Origin of the sequence: Actinoplanes sp. NPDC026623 (genome assembly GCF_040638275.1) — a bacterium.
In the GTDB taxonomy this organism is placed as follows: domain Bacteria; phylum Actinomycetota; class Actinomycetes; order Mycobacteriales; family Micromonosporaceae; genus Actinoplanes.
In genome coordinates, this window is the sequence record NZ_JBEZXZ010000026.1 from 36829 (window position 1) to 55069 (window position 18241).

An 18241-nucleotide genomic window follows, 5' to 3' on the forward strand; every position below is an offset into this window, starting at 1 on the left:
AGGTCAGGCCCGGGCCTCCGGCGCCCACTCGGCGGCGAAGGTCTCCAGCTGGCGGATGACCAGGTCCACGGCGGCGCGCTCGTGGTCCGGCGGGTAGTCGTGCCTGGCCAGCAGCCGGCGGATGTGGGTGCGCAGCTTGGCCCGGACCGGCTCGCGGGAGTACCAGTCGACGGTGATCCTGGAGCGGATGGTCTTGACGAGCTCGCGGGCGATCTTCGCCAGCTCGTCGTCGCCCATCGCCGCGCGGGCGACGCCGTGCTGCGCGACGGCGTCGTAGAAGGCCAGCTCGGCGTGGTCGAGCGGCGGGTCGAAGCGCCGGCCGCGCCGGGCGTCGGCGGAGACCTCCTTGGCCAGGGCGACGAGCTCGGCGATCAGCTGCGCGCTGGTCAGCTGCTGCCTCATGTACCGGGTCATCAGCTCCTCCAGCCTGGCGGAGAAGCCCTCCTGGCGTACCACGTTGTGCCTGGTGACCTCGCGCATCCTCTGCTCGATCAGCCGGCGCAGCGCCTCGACCGCCAGGTGCGGGGTCCCGGAGTGCTCCAGCCGGTGGACGGCCGCCGCGTTCAGGTCGGTGATGTCCAGCCTGCCGAGGCCGGCCTCGGCGTAGATGTCGGTGATCTCGGCGGCGTCCACCGCCTCCGCGGCGAGCCGCGCGAGATACCACTGCACCTCGGCGGTGCGTGGCAGGCCGCGTGCCTCACGCTCGGCGGCGTCGAGCTTGACCATCATGATGCGTACGGCCGTGAAGTACCGGATGTCGCGCCGCAGGGCGTCGAAGTCGCCCGCCCGCTCCCGGAAGTCCCGGCTCGTGGCGCAGATGGCGTGGAAGCTCTCGAGCCGGCCGGACGACTCGCGGAAACGCCTGTGCAGGGGCTTGGCGTCGCCCTCGACCGCGTTGCCCGGCGTACGCGGGTCGCGCAGGAAGTTGGCGGCCTTGCGAACGGCCTGGATCCATCGGTGGTCGTTGCCCTCGTCGGCGAGGATCTCCTGCCACTTCACCGGCGCCAGCAGGCCGGCGATGACCGAGACCTCGTTGTGCACCTCGCTGATGGCCCGGTCGATCTCCCGGCCGAGGGTCTGGTCGGCCTGGTCGGCGGAGCTGTACTCGGTGAGCGCCTTCCGCAGGTTCTCGGTCAGCGGGGCATACCCGACGAGCAGCCCGTCCTGCTTGTTGCGGAAGCGGCGGTTGACCCGGGCGAGGGCCTGCATCAGGTTGGCGCCGCGCATCGGCCGGTCCATGTAGATGGTGTGGATCGGCGGCGCGTCGTAGCCGGTGAGCAGCATCGAGTGCACGATGAGCAGCTCCAGCTCGTCGTCCGGGTTCTTGGCGCGGGCCTGGATGGTCTTGCGCTGGGAGGGGCGCAGCAGGTGCGGGTGGAAGATCGCGTCGTCGGTGGGCAGGCTGCTGAAGACGATCTTCATCTTGCCCTTGTCGACGGCCGGTTCCGCCCAGCCCGGCCGCAGCTTCTCGATGGCGTCGAAGACGGCGACGCAGATCTCCCGGGTGGCGCAGACCAGCATGGCCTTGCCGGGGCCACCGAGCTGGGGCGACACCAGCTCGCGCCGGGCCTCCCAGTGCGATACGAGATCCTCGGCGAGGGTCCGGAGCCGGTCCGGCGCCCCGTAGATGATGTTCATCTTCGCGGCGGACTCCGCGGCCCTGCGGCGTTCCGCGTCGTCCAGGCCGGCCGATGCGGTGTCCGCCCTCTCGTCGAGCTCCGCCGGGTCGACGTCCGGCGGGAACGACACCGGGATGATCCGCGGTTCGTGGTGGACGCGGACGGTCGCCTCGTCGTCGACGGCGCGCTTGAGGTCGTACGTGTCGATGTAGCGACCGAAGACCTCGCGGGTGTTGCGATCGGCCGCCGAGATCGGGGTGCCGGTGAATGCCACGAATGTGGCATTCGGCAGGGCGTCGCGCAGGTGGCGGGCGTAGCCGTCCAGGTTGTCGTAGTGGCTGCGGTGCGCCTCATCGACGATCACCACGATGTTGCGCCGGTCGGAGAGCAGCGGATGCGAGCGCCCGGCCGCCTTCTCGTCCACGGTGAGCCCGAACTTCTGCAGCGTGGTGAAGACGATGCCGCCCGCGTTGCGGGTGGACAGCTTGTCCCGCAGGTCGGCCCGGGTGCCGGCCTGTTCCGGCGCCTGGCCGAGCAGTCGCTCGCTGTCCGCGAACGTGTCGAAGAGCTGGTCGTCGAGGTCGTTGCGGTCGGTGACCACCACGATCGTCGGGTTCTTCAGCGCCGGGTGGCGGGCGGTCAGCGCGGCCGTGCACACCATCTCCTCGGACTTGCCGGAGCCCTGGGTGTGCCAGACGACGCCGGCCTTGCCGTCGCCCCGCGCCGCCCGGACGATGCTCTCGACCGCCTGGGTGACGGCGAAGTGCTGATGCGCCTTGGCGATCCGCTTCGTCCTGGCGGTGAAGTTGACGAATCCGGCGGTGAGCTCGAGGAACCGCCGCCGCTGGAACAGTCCGCGCAGCGCGACGGCGAGCGCCTCCGGCCCGTCGTAGTCCGGCGCGGCGGTGTCGACCCGCCGGCCCTCGTCGTCGATGTTCCACGGCGCGAAGTGCTCGTACGGGGTGAACGGCGTGCCGTACTTGGCGGTGATCCCGTCGGAGACGAGGCAGAGCACGGCGTGCCGGAACGCCAGCGGGAACTCGTACAGGTAGGTCCGCAGCTGGGCGTGCGCACCGGTGAGGGTGGCGGTCTCGTCGGTGGCGTTCTTCAGCTCGATGACGGCGACCGGCAGGCCGTTGAGGTAGAGCACGATGTCGAACCGGCGCCGCCGGTCGCCGTCCACCACGATCACCTGGTTGATCGCCCGGTAGCTGTTGCGCAGCGGGTCGTGCAGGTCGGCGACGCGGATGGTGGAGGTGTGCGCGGCACCGTGCGCGTCGGTGTGGGAGACCGAGCGGATGCCGTCGACGAGCCGCTCGTGCGCGTCGCGGTTCTCGGCGAACGCCTCACCGGAGGCGACGTCGACGGCGGCCCGCAGCGCGTCGGTCACCGCGGCCGGCGGCAGGCCGGGGTTGAGCCGTTCGATCGCGGCCCGCAGGTCCCCGGCCAGCACCAGGTCGGCCCAGTCGCGACGCTGCCCGGAGCCGGGCGCGAAGTCCCTGCCGGCGCCCGGTTCCCAGCCTAGGGCGCCCAGCTCCGCCAGCGCGACGGCCTCCCAGTCGGCCTCGCTCATCCCAGCCCCTCCCCCGCCACTCATCGTCGCCTAGGCCGCTTCCCCGGCGTCCCTGACCCGCAGCCGCCCCGGCAACAGCTCCGGCAGCAACGTGTCGAGAAACGCGATCAGGGTCAGCGACTCCTGCTCCGCCACCAGGGCGCGTCGCCAGAGGCCGGCCGCCTGCCGGTCCAGCCGGGCCGTCGCGGTGGGGCCCGGGACGAGCACCTCCTCGTCGAGGTGGTGACGCTGGATGTGGCCCATCGTGGTCGCCTTGTCCGCGGCGACGGCGCGATAGTGGATCAGCTTCGATCGAACGGCGTCGAAGGCCAGCCACGGGGGGTTCTCGCCGCGCGGGATGACCTTGAAGATGTGCTGATTGATGATCGCCTCGGGCCGGAACCAGCGCGCGACCGCGAGCGACCCGGACCAGGAGAAGAGGATGTCTCCGGGGCGGGCGAGATGCCGCTCGTCGACCTGGATGTCGTTGTAGACCGTCGACGATCCCGGGCCCGAGTTGATTTCCGCGATGCGGATCACCATGCGGCCGTCCCCGGTGGCGTCCTTGGTGAACGCGCGGCCGTTGACGAACTCGGCGACCTGCGACAGCGGCAGCGCCACGAAGTCCTGAGGCCGTTCCCGGCGGGCGTGCTCCAGCATCGCCGACCGCAGCGCATCGGCCGTGACGGCGATGCGGTTGTTGACCGCGATCTTCGCCTCGATGGTTTCGAAGAGCTCGATCAGCCTCAGCCGGGCGGCCGTCGCCGGCGGGAGCGGATAGCTCAGGAAGTCCTCTCTCGAGAGCGACAGGTTGGTCGTGCCGACGGCGTGCTGGCGGCAGTACTCGCGATATTGAGGGGCCCGCAGGATCCAGTACAGGTAGCCCGGGTCGACGTCGCCGTCGGTGACCGTCAGCTTCACCGTGTCCTGGGTGAGCCGGCCCACCGGCACCGAATCGGGCACCCGGGCCACCGCGCCGAGCAGGGCCGCCTCCTGCGTGACGTCCTTCAGGGACAGGAAGAGATCGCCGGGCCGCAGCAGCAGCTTGGCGGCGGAGTCGCCGCCGTAGGTCTTCAGCCCTGCGCCCTTGAAACCCCCGTGGCGCTTGATGACCCCGAGACCGAGCAGGGCGGGTCCCGGTTCACCGAGCAGCCGGCTCAGATACGTGGTGCCGCGCTGGAGTTCGACCACGTCGCCAAGCGTCCGCCGTTCAGACATCGAGCGCCCCGAGGTGATCACGGAACGCCGCCTCGATGCGCGACGACTCGTCGAAGTGGGCGTACAACTCCTTGGCCAGGCGGTCGATCCGGTCGGGGAGCGCCTCGGCGTTCGGGTCCTCCTCGGCCTCGGTGGTGCCGACGTAGCGGCCGGGGGCGAGAACGTGGTCGTGGGCCGCCACCTCGTCGAGACTCGCCGAGTGGCAGAAGCCGGCGACGTTCTCGTACGTCCGACCCTTGGCCTTCGCCGACCGGGTGCCGCGCCAGACGTGGTAGGTGTCGGCGATCCTGGCCAGGTCCTCGTCGGTGAGGATGCGCTCGGTGCGGTCGACCATCGTGCCCAGGCCGCGCGCGTCGATGAACAGGATCTCGCCGCGCCGGTCGGCCAGCGCCTTGGCGCCCTGCGGGGACTTGTCCCTGGTCATGAACCACAGGCAGGCCGGGATCGCGGTGGTGCGGAACAGGTTCGGCGGCAGGGCGACCATGCAGGCGACCAGGTCGTGCTCCACCATCGCCCGGCGGATCTCGCCCTCGCCGGACTGCTTGGACGACATCGAGCCGTTCGCCAGCACCACGCCTGCGCTGCCGCGGTCGCCCAGCTTGGAGATCATGTGCTGGAGCCAGGCGTAGTTGGCGTTGCCCTGCGGGGGCACGCCGTAACGCCAGCGCGGGTCGCCCTCCCGGCGCGCCCAGTCGCTCATGTTGAACGGCGGGTTGGCCATGACGAAGTCGGCCCGCAGGTCCGGGTGCTTGTCGTCGGCGAAGGTGTCGGCCCAGCGGTCGCCGATGCCCTTGGGGTCCATGCCGTGGATGGCGAGGTTCATCTTCGCCAGCCGCCAGGTGCGCTCGTTGGCCTCCTGGCCGTACACGGCGATGTCGTGGGTGTGCTCGCGCCCGGCGTGGGCGGCGACGAACTTGCCGGCCTGCACGAACATGCCGCCGGACCCGCAGCACGGGTCGTAGACGCGGCCCTCGTACGGCTCGAGGATCTCGACGAGGAGCCTGACCACGCTCCCCGGGGTGTAGAACTCGCCGGCCCGCTTGCCCTCGGCGCGGGCGAACTTCTCCAGGAAGTATTCGTAGACCTCGCCGAGCACGTCCTGTGCCGCCCGGTCGCCGTGGCCGGTGAAGCGGGCGTCGCTGATCAGGTCGACGAGTTCCTTGAGGCGCTTCTGGTCGACGTTGTTCTGGTTGAAGATCCTCGGCAGCACGCCCTCGAGCGTTCTGTTCTCCCGCATGATCGCGGTCATGGCCTCGTCGAGCAGCGCGCCGACCCCGTTGGGCGCGTTGTCCACCAGGTAGTCCCAGCGGGCGGTCTCCGGCACCCAGAAGACGTTCTCCGACGTGTACTCGTCGCGCTCGTCGAGGAAGCCGGCGCGGCGGTCCTCCGGGATGCCGGTCAGGTCCGCGGCGATCTGGGCGCGGCGCTCGGCGAACGCGTCCGAGACGTACTTGAGGAAGACCAGGCCGAGGACGAACTCCTTGTACTGCGCGGCGTCCATCGAGCCGCGCAGCTTGTCGGCGGCCCTCCAGAGGATGTCCTGGATCTGCTTGGTGCTGGACATGCCGGGCAGTTCGCCCTGTCCAGTGGCGCGCTTGCGTGGGGGCACCGGTGATTCCGTTCTCTCGGTCAGGAGCTCGTACCGTACAAAGGTGTCAGGGCGCCGCCGGGCAAGCCGGTTACGGCGAGTTCCCGCATTTCGGTCGGCGGGCCGGGCGGGGTCGCGGCGGGTAGCTGGGCCGACGATCAGCGCACGACGTGAGATATCGGGCATATGCCCACAGGGGGGTACAAGAAAAAAGGGCCACATAAGTGGCCCTTGACCTGCGTGAAAAGCTCCCCCGATTGGACTCGAACCAATAACCTGCCGGAAAAGCCAGATCTTAACATCGTTGCCTGCATGCGTCCTCGCATATACGCTCTGAGCTGCTGTATTGAGCAACGCGATACTCATCATCGATCGTTATATCTCGATATTGAGCGTAGTAAAACGTGAGTAAGTCCGGGGGCACTCATGGGACGTCCGCCACTCTCGATCGGCACCGCAGGCAAAATCAGGACTATCGGATCTGGTACGTCCTGGCGGGCCCGATGCGGCTTCCGCGACTACGACGGTGTCGTCCGTGCCATCGAACGCAGCGGCACCACCAAGAACGCCGCCGAACGTACCCTCAAGGAAGCCGTCCGCGACCGGGTCCGCGTCGACGCCACTGCCGAAATCAACCCCGACACCAAACTCAGCACCGTCGCCGAAGCATGGTGGGCCGCCTTCTCCCTCAGTGATAAGAGCCCCGGCACCAAACGCATCTACCGCGAGCGCATCGACGCACAGATCATCCCCGCCGTCGGCAACATCCGGTGCCGCGAGCTGACCGTCGGTACTGCCGAACGTTTCCTGCGCGCCGTCGAAACCAAGCACGGCCCCGCCCTCACCAAGACCGCCCGGTCGGTGCTCAGCAACGTCTGTGCCTACGCCGCCCGCCTCGACGCAATGGCCCGCAACCCCGTCCGCGACACCTCACCAATCAGCGTCAAACCCAAGAAGGGCAAGCCCCGCGCACTGACCGCCGCCGGTATCCGGCAGCTACGCGCGTACGTCACCTACGACCCGGTTGCCCGTCGCCGAGACTTGCCAGACCTGATCGACGTCATGGCCGCCACCGGCATGCGCATCGGCGAGGCACTGGCCATCACGTGGGACGCCGTCAACCTCGACACAAAGACAGTAGAGGTGCGCGGCACAGTGATCCGGATCAAAGCCACCGGCCTGATCATCAAGCCCGAGCCCAAGACCGAAGCCGGCTACCGCACTCTGATCCTGCCCGACTGGGCGGTCGCCCTCCTACTCGCCCGCCGCCGGCGCGAGGACCTCAGGTTCGGTGAGCTCGCCCTGGTCTTCCCTTCTGCGGTCGGCACCCTGCGCGACCCGTCCAACATCGACCACCAGATCAAGGACGCCTTCACGTACGCCGGCCTGCCCGACCTCACGTCACATATCCTCCGCAAGACGGTGGCCACCCTCATGGACGAAGCCGGACTCACCGCCCGCCAAGCAGCCGACCAGCTCGGACACGCTAAAGTCAGCATGACCCAGGACACCTACTTTGCCCGAAAGACCCTCGACACCGGCGCCGCGAAGGCCCTTGACATCCTGCGGTTCGACGACGCCTGAGAATACTTCCCATTTGACCGATTCACGGTCAAACGGTGGCGATGGCCCGGAGCTTCAGCTCACCGGAGTACTGGCGCGCTAGGTCTCCAACTGCTCCTGTCTGCCATGCAGCGTGGTACAGCTCCCACCACAGCTGTAGCGCTGTGACCATCACCTGGTTCCATCGACGGCGGGCCGCCGCAAAGTCGGCTGCGCTATCGATAGCAGACGCCAACTTCGGGTCCTGCGTCATAACGGCAGCGGTTGCGTCATGCCAGAGATGCTTCGGCGACTGCTCGGGCTGCGTCTTCTCCGCAAGGATGTCCAGATGGTAAAAGCGGCCGGCAGCTCCGAATCGATCCAAAGCCTCGAGCAGAGTCGGCAGCACACTGTCGGCAGCCACCCGGTCCTTGAGATCGGCAACATGCCCCGGAGCCGTACCAGGACGTAGGTCCACGAGCGGGCGAGCCACCAGATCCGCCTTCATCACCCTGTGCCCGATGGCCTGCATGTCGCCTTTCGACGGCCACGATTCGCCTCGGTCCACCGCCGCCAAGCCGATGGTCAGCTTGAGCATCTTCTCCGCTCCGAGAGCGAGCAGCGACATCACCGCCACGGCGCCGGTGTCGTCGTCACGGATAGACGTGAGCATGTCAAGCCCGCGAGTGAAAAGTGACGACGCATCGGTGCACTCGTGGATTAGAGACAGCTTCTGTTCCTGCGTTAGGCCGGTGGTCACTCGTCCACGGTATGAGTCTGTCCACCTCTTTACTCCGGTGCGCGACCGCGGACCTGGCCCCGGGCGAACCACGGCGGCGAACGGATGGGTGGACGTAGGCGACGGAAGCTGGACCTGGCAGAACCAGGAGTCCACGAGCGTGTCGACCCGGGCCGAACTGGGCGATGAAGTCCGGATCGCCTTCGAAGCCGTCCATCGCTTTGGTGGAGCCACTCGTGATCCACGGATTCCCCTCCGGCCGCCCGATCGGCCGGGCCCGTGACTGGAGCCCTGGCACGACCTCCAGCGGTGCCCGCACCGTCGGCAGCGCGGGTCCGACGCTGTTCGCGGATCGGATCAGCCTGACGGCGCCACGCCGGTCGACCTGGACAAACGCCAGAGGACTATGACGAAACGGCAGGGCTCGTTGAGGGCGCCACGTGAGTGAGTTCACCCGGTAATTGATTGACTACCTTCAGTGGCCATAGTCTGCAGGGTAGCCACCGGAGCCGGGAGCCCAAGCTATGAGAGTTTCGGAATACTTCGACCTTGGTCGCAGCCAGTCCGAGCTTGACTTCGTCGATGTGGATACTGCTACCGACTCGCAAGTATTCATTGATCCGCGCGCCATCAGAATTCAACAGTCAGCATGGGCGGAGGATTGCAAGGAAATGCTGGCGTCGTTCTTTGGTGAACTCCTCGCAGCAATCCGCTCCGGCGACGATGATCGAATATATTACTTATTAGGGCAGCTCGGCGAGCCGAATGAGACACACCTCGGATACTCTAAGGGGCGGTCTCGCGGTCGCGGCCTCGGGGGAATAGGCGCAGAAAGAGTAGCCTCCAGAATCGCATCCAGCAAAGCAGCGGAGAGCGGTGTCCTCGCCGATTTGGAAGATTCCGCACTATTCATCCCTGACATTGGGCCGGATATTATCTCTGATATCTCAACTCACGTCCTTCGGGGAGCACTGATTCGCTACACTGACCGGGTTTGCGAATACTACGGAATCAACCTCGACCGGCAACATAGCGGCATAGTATGGAACCCAAATTCTCTTCAGTGGCAAGAAGATCAAGTAGGGCTTCCGCGCACCGACGACGGGCCATTGTTGCTAATACCTAAGTCGATCGTTCGCGTTCGACTTACACTCCACCATGAACGCTATTTCAACGGGTTTCTAGCCCCGCACTACGAGAGTAAAGAGATTGACGCTCGCTCGAACTTGGTAAAAATAGTCGGGGGTAGTCCGAGGGTCGACCGCTGGAGGCTAAGGGAAAAATATCCGGTCAACAAACTGGCCATCGTCAAATACACAACAGAGTTTCCTGAGGCGCTCCCCGAGTATAAGGGTTCAGTCTCACATCAGACATCTCCTGTCCTTAGTCATACTCGACTGTCGCATGCACTCGGGGTACCAGAACCCGACTACGACGCCCTACTTGGAGCTGTACTGCGAACTCCGCCCGGAAACGCAGCGGCTACGCTGTATCACCACGCGGTAGAGGCGTTGCTTTCCGCTCTCTTCTTTCCTCACCTTGACAATGTCAGGAAAGAGCGAGAGATCCATGAGAAACGCAAGAGGGTCGACATCGCCTATGACAACCTAAGCCCCCTGGGCACCTTTTCGTGGCTCGGTTCAAGATTCAAGGTTCGCGAACTACCGGTAGAATGTAAGAATTACAGTGAGGATCCTAGGAATCCGGAGCTGGACCAGCTAGCAGGACGCCTGTCGGATCATAGAGGTTGGGTCGGTATACTCACTTGCCGAAATCTTCAGGACAAGGATCTGTTTCTGAAGCGTTGCAAAGATACTGCGTCTGACGGACGCGGCTATCTGATCCCCTTGGACGACGATGACCTGAAAGAATTGGTTAGAGAGCGCCGAGTGGTGGCAGAGATGCAGCCACGCGAGAAAGCAATCTTCAACCTCTTACGCGAGAGAATCGACTACCTTATTAGTTAGACTCGGCCCTGACATGCGGTCTGGGCCATGGGCGTAACTTGGGTGGCCTCGTAACCGATCAACGCTGCAGGATAAATCGCCAGACATCGTGGTGATTGCGACGTAGGTGTTGGATTTCGACGCGGATTTATCCGGCCAGATGAACTGAATGTTCCGTTCGCGCCAGCCGAAGGTGACGAGAGCCCGGTCGCCGGAATATTGGCGTGCGAGGTCGGCGCGTTCGCGAGGTCGGCGCGTTTGTTAGGTCGCCGGGACCGGCTCCGGCGCGCCGTCGAGGGCTCGGCGGCCGCGGGGCGTTCGGCGTCGGCTGCGGCCGGTCACCGACCGTATGAGCTCGGCTCGGGTAATCGTCCATATGACGTTCGGCAGCGCGGACGGACTCTCGGTCTCTCGCGGTAGGTCCGAGATCACGCGTTCGACCAGCAGCATCGCGAAGTTCGCGATACCGGGCCGATGGCCGCTGTTGGCACAGTTCGTGCAAACGATCAGCCCGTGTGCAATAGGGCTGGCGCCGAAGCAATCGGTGCAACGCAGCAGCGGACCGGCCGCATGTGTGGCTAGCGCCTCGGCCAGCGTGTGAGGACCATTGCCGGAATAGCCCCAGGTGAATAGGCCCCGAGCACCAGCTTCCTGGTCCCGCAACAGAATTCGTTCTCCGTCGGGATACTGGATGACAACCAAGCTGCTGCCCTCGGCGTCAGCCACGCCATGGTAGGTCCAATTCTGGAATTCGGGGTTACGGACCGCTTCGGCTAGCAAGCTGAGCAGGTGGCGGGAACCGGCATTGGCGGCGGGTATGACCGGCACCATCTGAGTCTCCGGCTGCGCCCAGACGGTGATCGCGTCGACGATGCGCCGCAGATGCGAACTGATGAACTTGGGCCTTGGAACGTCGTCGAGACTTTCCAACTCTTCGACGGGCATGGGTTCGTCAGGCTCCGACCACTCGTCCCGGTTCTGGTCGTCGAGCTCCGCCAGTTGGTCGGCCAGGTACGCGGCGAGCGTGTTGGCCGGCTCGTTGTCTCCTTTCGCCCGCGCCACCACGGCGTCGGCCCAGAGCGCCAGCAGGAGGGCGATCGGATAGATCAGATCGGAATCCCCGAGCTGGGAGTTGAGCTCCTCGAACGCCTTGTCACGGGCGGCGGAGGCGAGGCGGCCGCCCACGATTCGGTCCGAGCGGCGTGTACGGGCGTCCGGAAGCCAGCCGGCAGCGCGGAGCTCGGATTGCCAAGCAGCGGTAGCCAAGACGGACTCGAACCCGCCCGCCTGCCACGGTAGAACGCTCAGCAGGCTGACCGGGCCGTCCAGATCCACCTCGTCTGCTGGCAGTGCCCGGCGCAGGTCGTCCGACTCGCGGATCAATCCCGCGATGATGAGAGCACCTCGCTCTACGACGGCCGCCGAGCGTCCGTGACGGGTCGTGCGGTTGATGACCATGTAGACCGCGTCGGTGTACGAGCGAGTCGCCACATCATCGCCGGCGATCGCCGATGCAGTGGCGAGACTGAGCAGGCGGCGACCGGTCAGCAGCGCCCGCCGGTCATAGCCGGCGTCGAACGCGTCGATCGCCAGGTCCCGCAAAGTGGCGGCGATCATCGGCGCCGGGCTGGGGCGGCGCGACAGATGAGCGATGCGCCATCTGGTGCGGTCCGGCGGCGTCGACGGGGCGGCATCGGTGCCGATGAGTTTGGCTGCGATCGTTTCCAGATGGGTCTCGATCGCATCGCATCGCGAATACCGATGGCCGGTGTACAAGCGGTGACCCAGCAGGCCGAGACGCTCAACGTCCGCGGAGAAGTCGCTGGCCTCGTGGTATCCGCCGGACCAGCTGGTTGACGTAGCCGTGGGTGAGGCAAGAACGGCGATCATTCGATTGACGGTGGACTCCAGCAGCTCGTAGCCCCGGTCACCGCCGGTAGAAGCGTCTTGGTTCCGGTCCTGCGCGCTCGCTCGATCGAGATCAAGGTCGTCGAGCATCTGCCCGAGGTCTGTGACACTCACTGGCTGACGCGTGAGCTGATTGACCTGCTCGAACGCGGACCGATCACGGTTCAACGATGTGGGCGGCACGACGACCGTCGGGCGGGGAGAAATACGTGAGAACGGCGCCGGCGTAGTGGCCGGCGCATCCGGCGGGTCGATGGAGGAGCGCGGCAGATTCACCAGTGTGAGCACCTGTTGCGACGGCGTGACCTCGGCGAGTCGCGCGCTGACTGCGTCGACGACAGCATCGAGAGCTTCCGCGGCGACCTGATGCCGCCCGGCAGCACGATTCTGGGCCGCGAGGTCGAATAGGACATCGACGACGGCATCGCTGATCGACCGTGACCAGGTCATATGCACGCCGAGCGCAGCGATGGCCGCAATCGCCGCCCGATGATCCGGGGTTGTCTCGCGGCTGAGATCGGCGCCGACCTCGCGCACTGCCTGAGCGACATCGTCGACGTCCGCGCCGGCACGGGCCTGTGCGGACAGGGCGACGGCCCACGCCACGGCGGCGAGCCGATGCTCGCGGACCGGCAGGCGGGGGCTTCCGACCAGGTCGCCGAGCACGGCAACACGCCGGGCGAGTTCCTGACGTCCTCGAGACCAGCGACCACGCGGGGGTATAACTCTGGTGGCCACGTGGCGGACCAGCCATTCCGGCGTGGCACGACGAGCCCCGTTCCAGGTCACCCAACCAACGATGACAATCGACGCGATGAAGCAGGTGAAAGCGACCCGTGTCGTGAGAGCGCTGGGGTTGACAGCCAAACCCAGCGGAACGCAAACACCTACGACTGCGGCTACGCCGACCCATCCCGCCATCTGCCGGTCCGCCAGCACTCGGACGGTGCGCCACGAGAACTGAGACAGCGCCTGAATCGCGACCACGACCACGGCCGGCACCACAACCAACAGCGCCGCCGTGATCGCCGCAACCGCCGCGATCGCGGTCGCTTCATAAGCGCCCGCGTCGGTTCCAGTAGATACCGGCATGAACCACACCACGAGCAGCACGGGGCACAGGCACACGGCCGTCATGGCCACAGACCGCGCGCGCCGGCTTCGCCGGTGTTGATCTCGATGTGTTGACGTCACGCCATGAGTATCGGCTGCCACTGCCACTACCTCATGTCTCTGCCGCGCCCGGCGTGATCCACCCGGGCCTGCGGGCAGCGACTCGGGGGCTGGCGATCTGCTCGGCGCAGCCTAGAGGCGTGAGATAAGACGCTGCAGCTGTGCCGGGAGCCGAGGCAGGATGCCTGCGCGGTCAGCGAGTTCGGCGAGGTTGCGGTACCACATTTCGCGTACGGCGGTTTCCGGCTGATCGGTGAGGGTCGACAGGCGTTGTTCCAGGAAGGTGGTGTCGCCTGGCCGGCGCGCTTGGGTCGTGCGTCGACTGCTCGGGAAGTCGGTTTCGGGCAACAGACGGTCGCGGGGAATCCAGGCCAGGCGTTCGTCGCTCATGGCCGCGTTGACCGAGAAGTAGCAGCCCATTGCCGCAGCGCGTTCGATGTCATCGCGGGTGCCGTTGAACCAGTGCAAGATCGCGCCGGCGTGAGGGCGCTTATGCAGTGCGTCGAGGAGGTGGCTGGTACGGCCGGTGCTGTGCAGAGACAGCAGCACCGGCTGGTCTGCACAAACGCGCAAGATGAGATCGAGTGCGGCGGTTTGAGGTTCCAGGACGCTCTTGCGGTCGAGGCCGATCTCGCCGATGACTAGGTGACGCTTCAGCGCGCTGCGGATGCCGTCCTCGGTGAGAGCGGCGATGGCCCCCGGGACGCCGGGATGCACGCCATAGCTCCAGAGGATCGTGGGGTCTTCGCGGTTGGCGGCATAGTTGGCCTCAGCCGGGGTGCGGGTCATCGCGAAGATGATGGCTCCATTGAGTGCCCGAATCTGCGGCGCGGTGACGTCGGGGGCGATGTGGGCGTGGCAGTCGAGTGTCGGGAGGTTAGATGTTGACAAGGGAGAGTTCCTCCAGCCCTCGGTCGCAGAGGTCGAGTACAGCGTCGAAATCGGTATGCGGCGGCCACAGTCCGGAGGCGACGATCCGGTGCTCGTCGAGGCCCGCGCTGGTCGCGTACGTCGTGGCGGCGATGTCGTGGCGGCGAAGGTACTTGAGCCTTTCGAGAGATGCGCCGGTCAGCGTGGTGGCCAAGTAGCGGGTGTGGTCGGTCCGTCCGGCTGCTGCGAACGCACCGCGACGTATCATGCAGGCGATGCATAGCCCGCAGTTGAGGTTGGGGTTAGCACCGGGGAGCCTGCCGGCGTTCTGCTTCGCGCAGGACACGGTCGCGGCAGCCACCGCGAGGTCGCCGGCGGCGCCGGGCCGCAACGCGGCCGCCACCAGATCACCCTTGGTCATCGTGGCGTGCGGGTTGGCGATGGTCATGCCGGCCAAGGGCAGCGCGTCGAGTATCTGTTGCACGAGGCGGAACGTCCAGGGATGAGTGGACCGGGTGGTCAGTGGCCCGCCTCGTGACGGTTCCAGCGGTGGGTTGATGCTGGTGAAGCCATTCTCAGGGACGAGAATGCGAATGGCACGACGTCCGGAGGCCAACACGGTGGCCATGGCCTGGAATAGCAGAGACCTGGTTCGCGGGGTCGACTCGCGGCGTGGCAGGAGGGGCCGGAACGCGTACCGCAGGTAGGTGAAATCCGGCTGGCGGGCCACCAGGGCCGCGCGGACGGTCTCCTGCGCCCTGCGAATCGAGGTCGAGCTGTCGCGATGCCCGAGGAAGACGGTCGTAGCAGGGTGGTCGAGCTGCAGGATTGCGCCGCATAGCGAGTCGAGGCCACCGGAGAGCAGACTGACCGCCTCGGCCGGCTCAACCGGGGCGTCGGGTCGGATGTGCTCCGGGCCCGGGTCGGCTTGGACCAGCGTGATACGCCAGGTGTCGCCGGACAGCCAGTGCAGCAGGTCGGCCACCCGGTCCAGCATCTGCACGGTCCATGCCTCGGGCTGCTCGACGTGCACGACGATGCACAGGTCGCGGAGCATGGCGAGCTGCGGTCGTGACACGGTCCGGTCGGCCAGGTAAGCGGCAGCGACGATGCGCAGGAAGTCCTTGGCGGGTGCTGCGGCTGGCCCGAGTTCGCTCATCGACCACCCGACCTCGGTCTGAACCTCGTCGCTATTACCCGGTTCCGCAGGCCACGCACAGGTGATGGCTTCGGAGCCTGTCGAGCCGCTGGGCATCAGCTCAAGGGTGTTCACCGCTCTCCTCTGATCTTGAAAACGGCGAAGACCTTCTCCGCGAGCTTGGCTGCGGCGTTGACGAAGGTCTGGGCGCTCATCTTCGCCGTCTTCGGCAGCCTTATCTTCGACACACTCGTGCGTAGGTACTTCTTGGCTTTGACCTCGATCTCCTTGGCACGCTGCGGGGTGAGATTCTCGGTTCGCTGCCGTGAGGTCAGCTCGACCAGGACCTGCTCATAGACCAGGTTCTGCAGGAACAGCCGTATCTCTTGCGCCTGGGTCGGCGGCTCTTTGGCCTTGAGGATCTCCACCATCGTGCGCTGCGTCGCGGCGCGAAGGGCAACCTCGTCGGGGTGGCTGGGTGCCCCCAGCAGGGTGTCCAGGATGTAGGCGCATTTTGCCCGCGACGAGGGCAGGCTGTCCAGGTGGGCCAGGTCGAGGCCGAGCTCGGCCAACGTGGCACGATCGCCGTTTCGAAGTGCCGAGGCCCCCGCGACGCCTGCGGCACCTCGGGCGGTCTGCCGGCCGAAACTACGGCCGCCTCTGCCGGAGCTGCTGGATCCGCCTCCGCCGCCCCCACCGTCGCCAGCACCGCCTGCCCGGCGGGGCCGCAGCGATGAAAGCGGATAGCCTGACGGTCCGGGAGCCGGGCCCCCGGTCCGCGCCAAGGCGTTCATCAGCGCGTTGACGAAGTCTTCGATTTTCTCATCGGAAGGTCCCGGCTCGTCCGAGCCGCCCGGACTGCCCGCCTCGCCAGCAGTGCCGTACGCATCGTGGACGTCCTCCCACGGTTTGGCCCCGCTTCCCCCGTACGCGCCCGAGGTCCCCATTAGTGCGGCGGCTCGGACAGCTCTTGACGGGCAGCCTCGACGACGTCGGCGTCCAACCCGGCCGTGGCGACGATCGCATTCAGGACATCTCTGAACCGGCTCAGGTAAACAACGTGGTGCGGCTCCAGGACGCTGAACACCGTCGGCCGGTTAAGCACCACGCTGACCGCCTCGGTCAGGTCCTTGTCATCCTCGCTGATCGCTACCAGGGACTCGATGACCGGCCCGACATCGCTGAGGCGGGTCAGCTGGTCTCCGAGGCTGTTCACCACGATCAGCCGCTCGGCCGGCTCCAGTCCCTTCGCATCCAGTACCCCGGCAGCGCGCGTAGAGTCGGAGGCGTTGGTTAGCTTCTCGATGATTCGCATCAAGGCGCCGGTGACCGCACCACCGAAGTGAACGTCGCTGAGCAGGGTAGCCGCCACCGAAAGGTACCGCTCGATGGCTGCTTCGTGTCCCGTCAGCGACGGCTCGCTGGCCGCCCAGGACTTCGTCTCCTCGCTCACCTCCGGCGGCTGCAGGCTCTCGTCGAGGGCCCAGCCCTCCCAGTCACCGAGCAACGCGACACGTGCGTGGGATGTCTTCTGGCTCAGCAGGCGGAAGTCATTCAGGTGCCTGACCTCGAGCAGATACAGCTTGAGCAGCACCTCGAGTTCCAGCTCGGCACCGCCGGCGCGGGCAAGGTGTTCACGGACCGCGAGCGCATTCAGGAAGCGTTTGATCGCTCGGGGGCTGCGCCATACATCGGCGGCCAGCCCACCGGCGATCCGAGCGGCCAGACGCAGGTGCTCGCCCGAGGGACTCGGGGACCCGTCACCGTGGTCGACAACGTAGGGTGCCTTGCCTTCCAGGCGGCGCTGGCGTGCCGACTCGATGACCTGGTCGAGACCGTCGGACGGTAGTTCCCCAGCGTTCTTGCACAGCAGCAGGGCGATATATGCCTCAGCCTGTTCGGCGGACAGCACGGGCAGAGTAATCGGCAGTTGGATGATCTTTTCCGTGTACAGCTGAGCAAACCCGCCGCGGGCGGCGCCTTCCAGGTGCACCCCGATCGCCTCGCGGATGAGTACCTCGTCCGCAGCCAGTACAAACGCCATGCCCTTCACCGACAAGAACAGCTTGATCGCTTCGAGTGTGGCCATGATCGTCGGCGGCAGGCAGCGGTCCAGGTCGTCGACGAGCACGACGACCTTCTTGATGCCGCCAACGTCCTTCATCAGATTCTCGAATGCCGTCCGAAACCCGGCCATACCCTGGGTCACGCCGGTGTCGGCATCGGAGTCCGGCTTCTTCGGCTCAGGAGTGAGCGCCTCGATGAGGCCCGGAAGGTCTGGCGACAACTTGACCGCGCTCGTCACCAGAACCCCCGCCACACGGCTCCAAGCGATTCGCCGACGGAGATCCTTGAGACGGCCCAGCACCTGCTTGCGTTTCGGTGACTCCTCTGCCGTCTGTTCGACCCGGTTCTGGAGTTCGTCGAGGACCTGGGCGATCAACGTGCCGCGAAGGTCCTCGGCGTTCTCGAACTCCCACGGATCGACGCGGACCACGACCACGTGCCCGAAACTCTCCAAACGGGCCGCGACGAGGTTCAACGCGGTGGACTTCCCCCCGCCCCACGCGCTGTGGATACCGACCGTGACTGGGTCCAGCCCACCAGCAGTGACGACCCTGGTGACCGCGTCAGCGACCGCGTCGCCTCCGAGTAGGTCCAGGACAGCAGGGTTATCGTCGAAAAGGGGCGCGGCAAAGCCGTCCTGATGCCTGGAACTGGCCACCCAATACTCCCAGAAAATGATCACTCATCGCACTAGCTGAGACATCGCAGTGTAATGAGGCCGGTCGACTGACTCGCGGCGCCAGCAGACCGGCGATGCCCGTACTGGGGGGACACAACTCCGACAAGCCCCCCGGGCGAGCGCCTCGTGACGGCAAGGTCACCCGAACTTGCGTGGGCCGATCTACTCAACGAACGACGACCTGCATCTCCGCCCGCCGAAG

General features: G+C 66.3%; 11 protein-coding genes. 2 read left to right on the forward strand and 9 right to left on the reverse strand.

The window, feature by feature from the left end; translation table 11 throughout:
- Positions 1-3: 3 nt before the first annotated feature.
- The 3 genes from AB0F10_RS11050 to AB0F10_RS11060 are packed head-to-tail and all read right to left on the reverse strand — an operon-like array spanning position 4 to position 5998.
- Positions 4-3192, reverse strand: a complete 3189-nt coding sequence (locus AB0F10_RS11050) for a type I restriction endonuclease subunit R (RefSeq protein ID WP_360622460.1) — start codon at positions 3190-3192, stop codon at positions 4-6.
- Between the two features lie 30 nt (positions 3193-3222).
- Positions 3223-4389, reverse strand: coding sequence for a hypothetical protein (locus tag AB0F10_RS11055; protein WP_360622462.1), 1167 nt, complete (start codon positions 4387-4389; stop codon positions 3223-3225).
- Positions 4382-5998, reverse strand: coding sequence for a class I SAM-dependent DNA methyltransferase (locus AB0F10_RS11060; RefSeq protein ID WP_360622464.1), 1617 nt, complete (start codon positions 5996-5998; stop codon positions 4382-4384). The genes AB0F10_RS11055 and AB0F10_RS11060 overlap by 8 nt, the downstream gene beginning before the upstream one ends.
- A 405-nt stretch (positions 5999-6403) precedes the next feature.
- On the opposite strand from AB0F10_RS11060, the gene AB0F10_RS11065 reads away from it, so the two are divergent.
- Positions 6404-7561 (forward strand): tyrosine-type recombinase/integrase, encoded by a 1158-nt coding sequence (locus AB0F10_RS11065; protein ID WP_360622466.1) that lies wholly within the window; start codon positions 6404-6406, stop codon positions 7559-7561.
- 28 nt (positions 7562-7589) lie between these two features.
- On the opposite strand, the gene AB0F10_RS11070 is transcribed toward AB0F10_RS11065, so the two are convergent.
- Positions 7590-8279 (reverse strand): hypothetical protein, encoded by a 690-nt coding sequence (locus tag AB0F10_RS11070; protein ID WP_360622468.1) that lies wholly within the window; start codon positions 8277-8279, stop codon positions 7590-7592.
- A 503-nt stretch (positions 8280-8782) separates the two neighbouring features.
- On the opposite strand from AB0F10_RS11070, the gene AB0F10_RS11075 reads away from it, so the two are divergent.
- Entirely contained in the window at positions 8783-10225 is a 1443-nt protein-coding gene (locus AB0F10_RS11075; protein ID WP_360622470.1) for a hypothetical protein, read from the forward strand.
- A 240-nt stretch (positions 10226-10465) separates the two neighbouring features.
- On the opposite strand, the gene AB0F10_RS11080 is transcribed toward AB0F10_RS11075, so the two are convergent.
- The 5 genes from AB0F10_RS11080 to AB0F10_RS11100 all read right to left on the reverse strand — a co-directional run bounded on the left by AB0F10_RS11080 (position 10466) and on the right by AB0F10_RS11100 (position 18042).
- Complete coding sequence (locus AB0F10_RS11080) at positions 10466-13225, reverse strand: hypothetical protein (RefSeq protein WP_360622472.1); 2760 nt, start codon at positions 13223-13225, stop codon at positions 10466-10468.
- A 192-nt stretch (positions 13226-13417) separates the two neighbouring features.
- Positions 13418-14176 (reverse strand): TatD family hydrolase, encoded by a 759-nt coding sequence (locus AB0F10_RS11085; protein ID WP_360622474.1) that lies wholly within the window; start codon positions 14174-14176, stop codon positions 13418-13420.
- Positions 14163-15428, reverse strand: coding sequence for a 7-cyano-7-deazaguanine synthase (locus AB0F10_RS11090; RefSeq protein WP_360622476.1), 1266 nt, complete (start codon positions 15426-15428; stop codon positions 14163-14165). The genes AB0F10_RS11085 and AB0F10_RS11090 overlap by 14 nt, the downstream gene beginning before the upstream one ends.
- Entirely contained in the window at positions 15425-15865 is a 441-nt protein-coding gene (locus AB0F10_RS11095) for a hypothetical protein (RefSeq protein ID WP_360622479.1), read from the reverse strand. Before AB0F10_RS11095 ends, AB0F10_RS11090 begins: the two co-directional genes overlap by 4 nt.
- Before the next feature lie 374 nt (positions 15866-16239).
- On the reverse strand, positions 16240-18042 hold the full coding sequence (locus tag AB0F10_RS11100) for a P-loop NTPase fold protein (protein ID WP_360622481.1): 1803 nt from the start codon (positions 18040-18042) through the stop codon (positions 16240-16242).
- Positions 18043-18241: the final 199 nt, after the last annotated feature.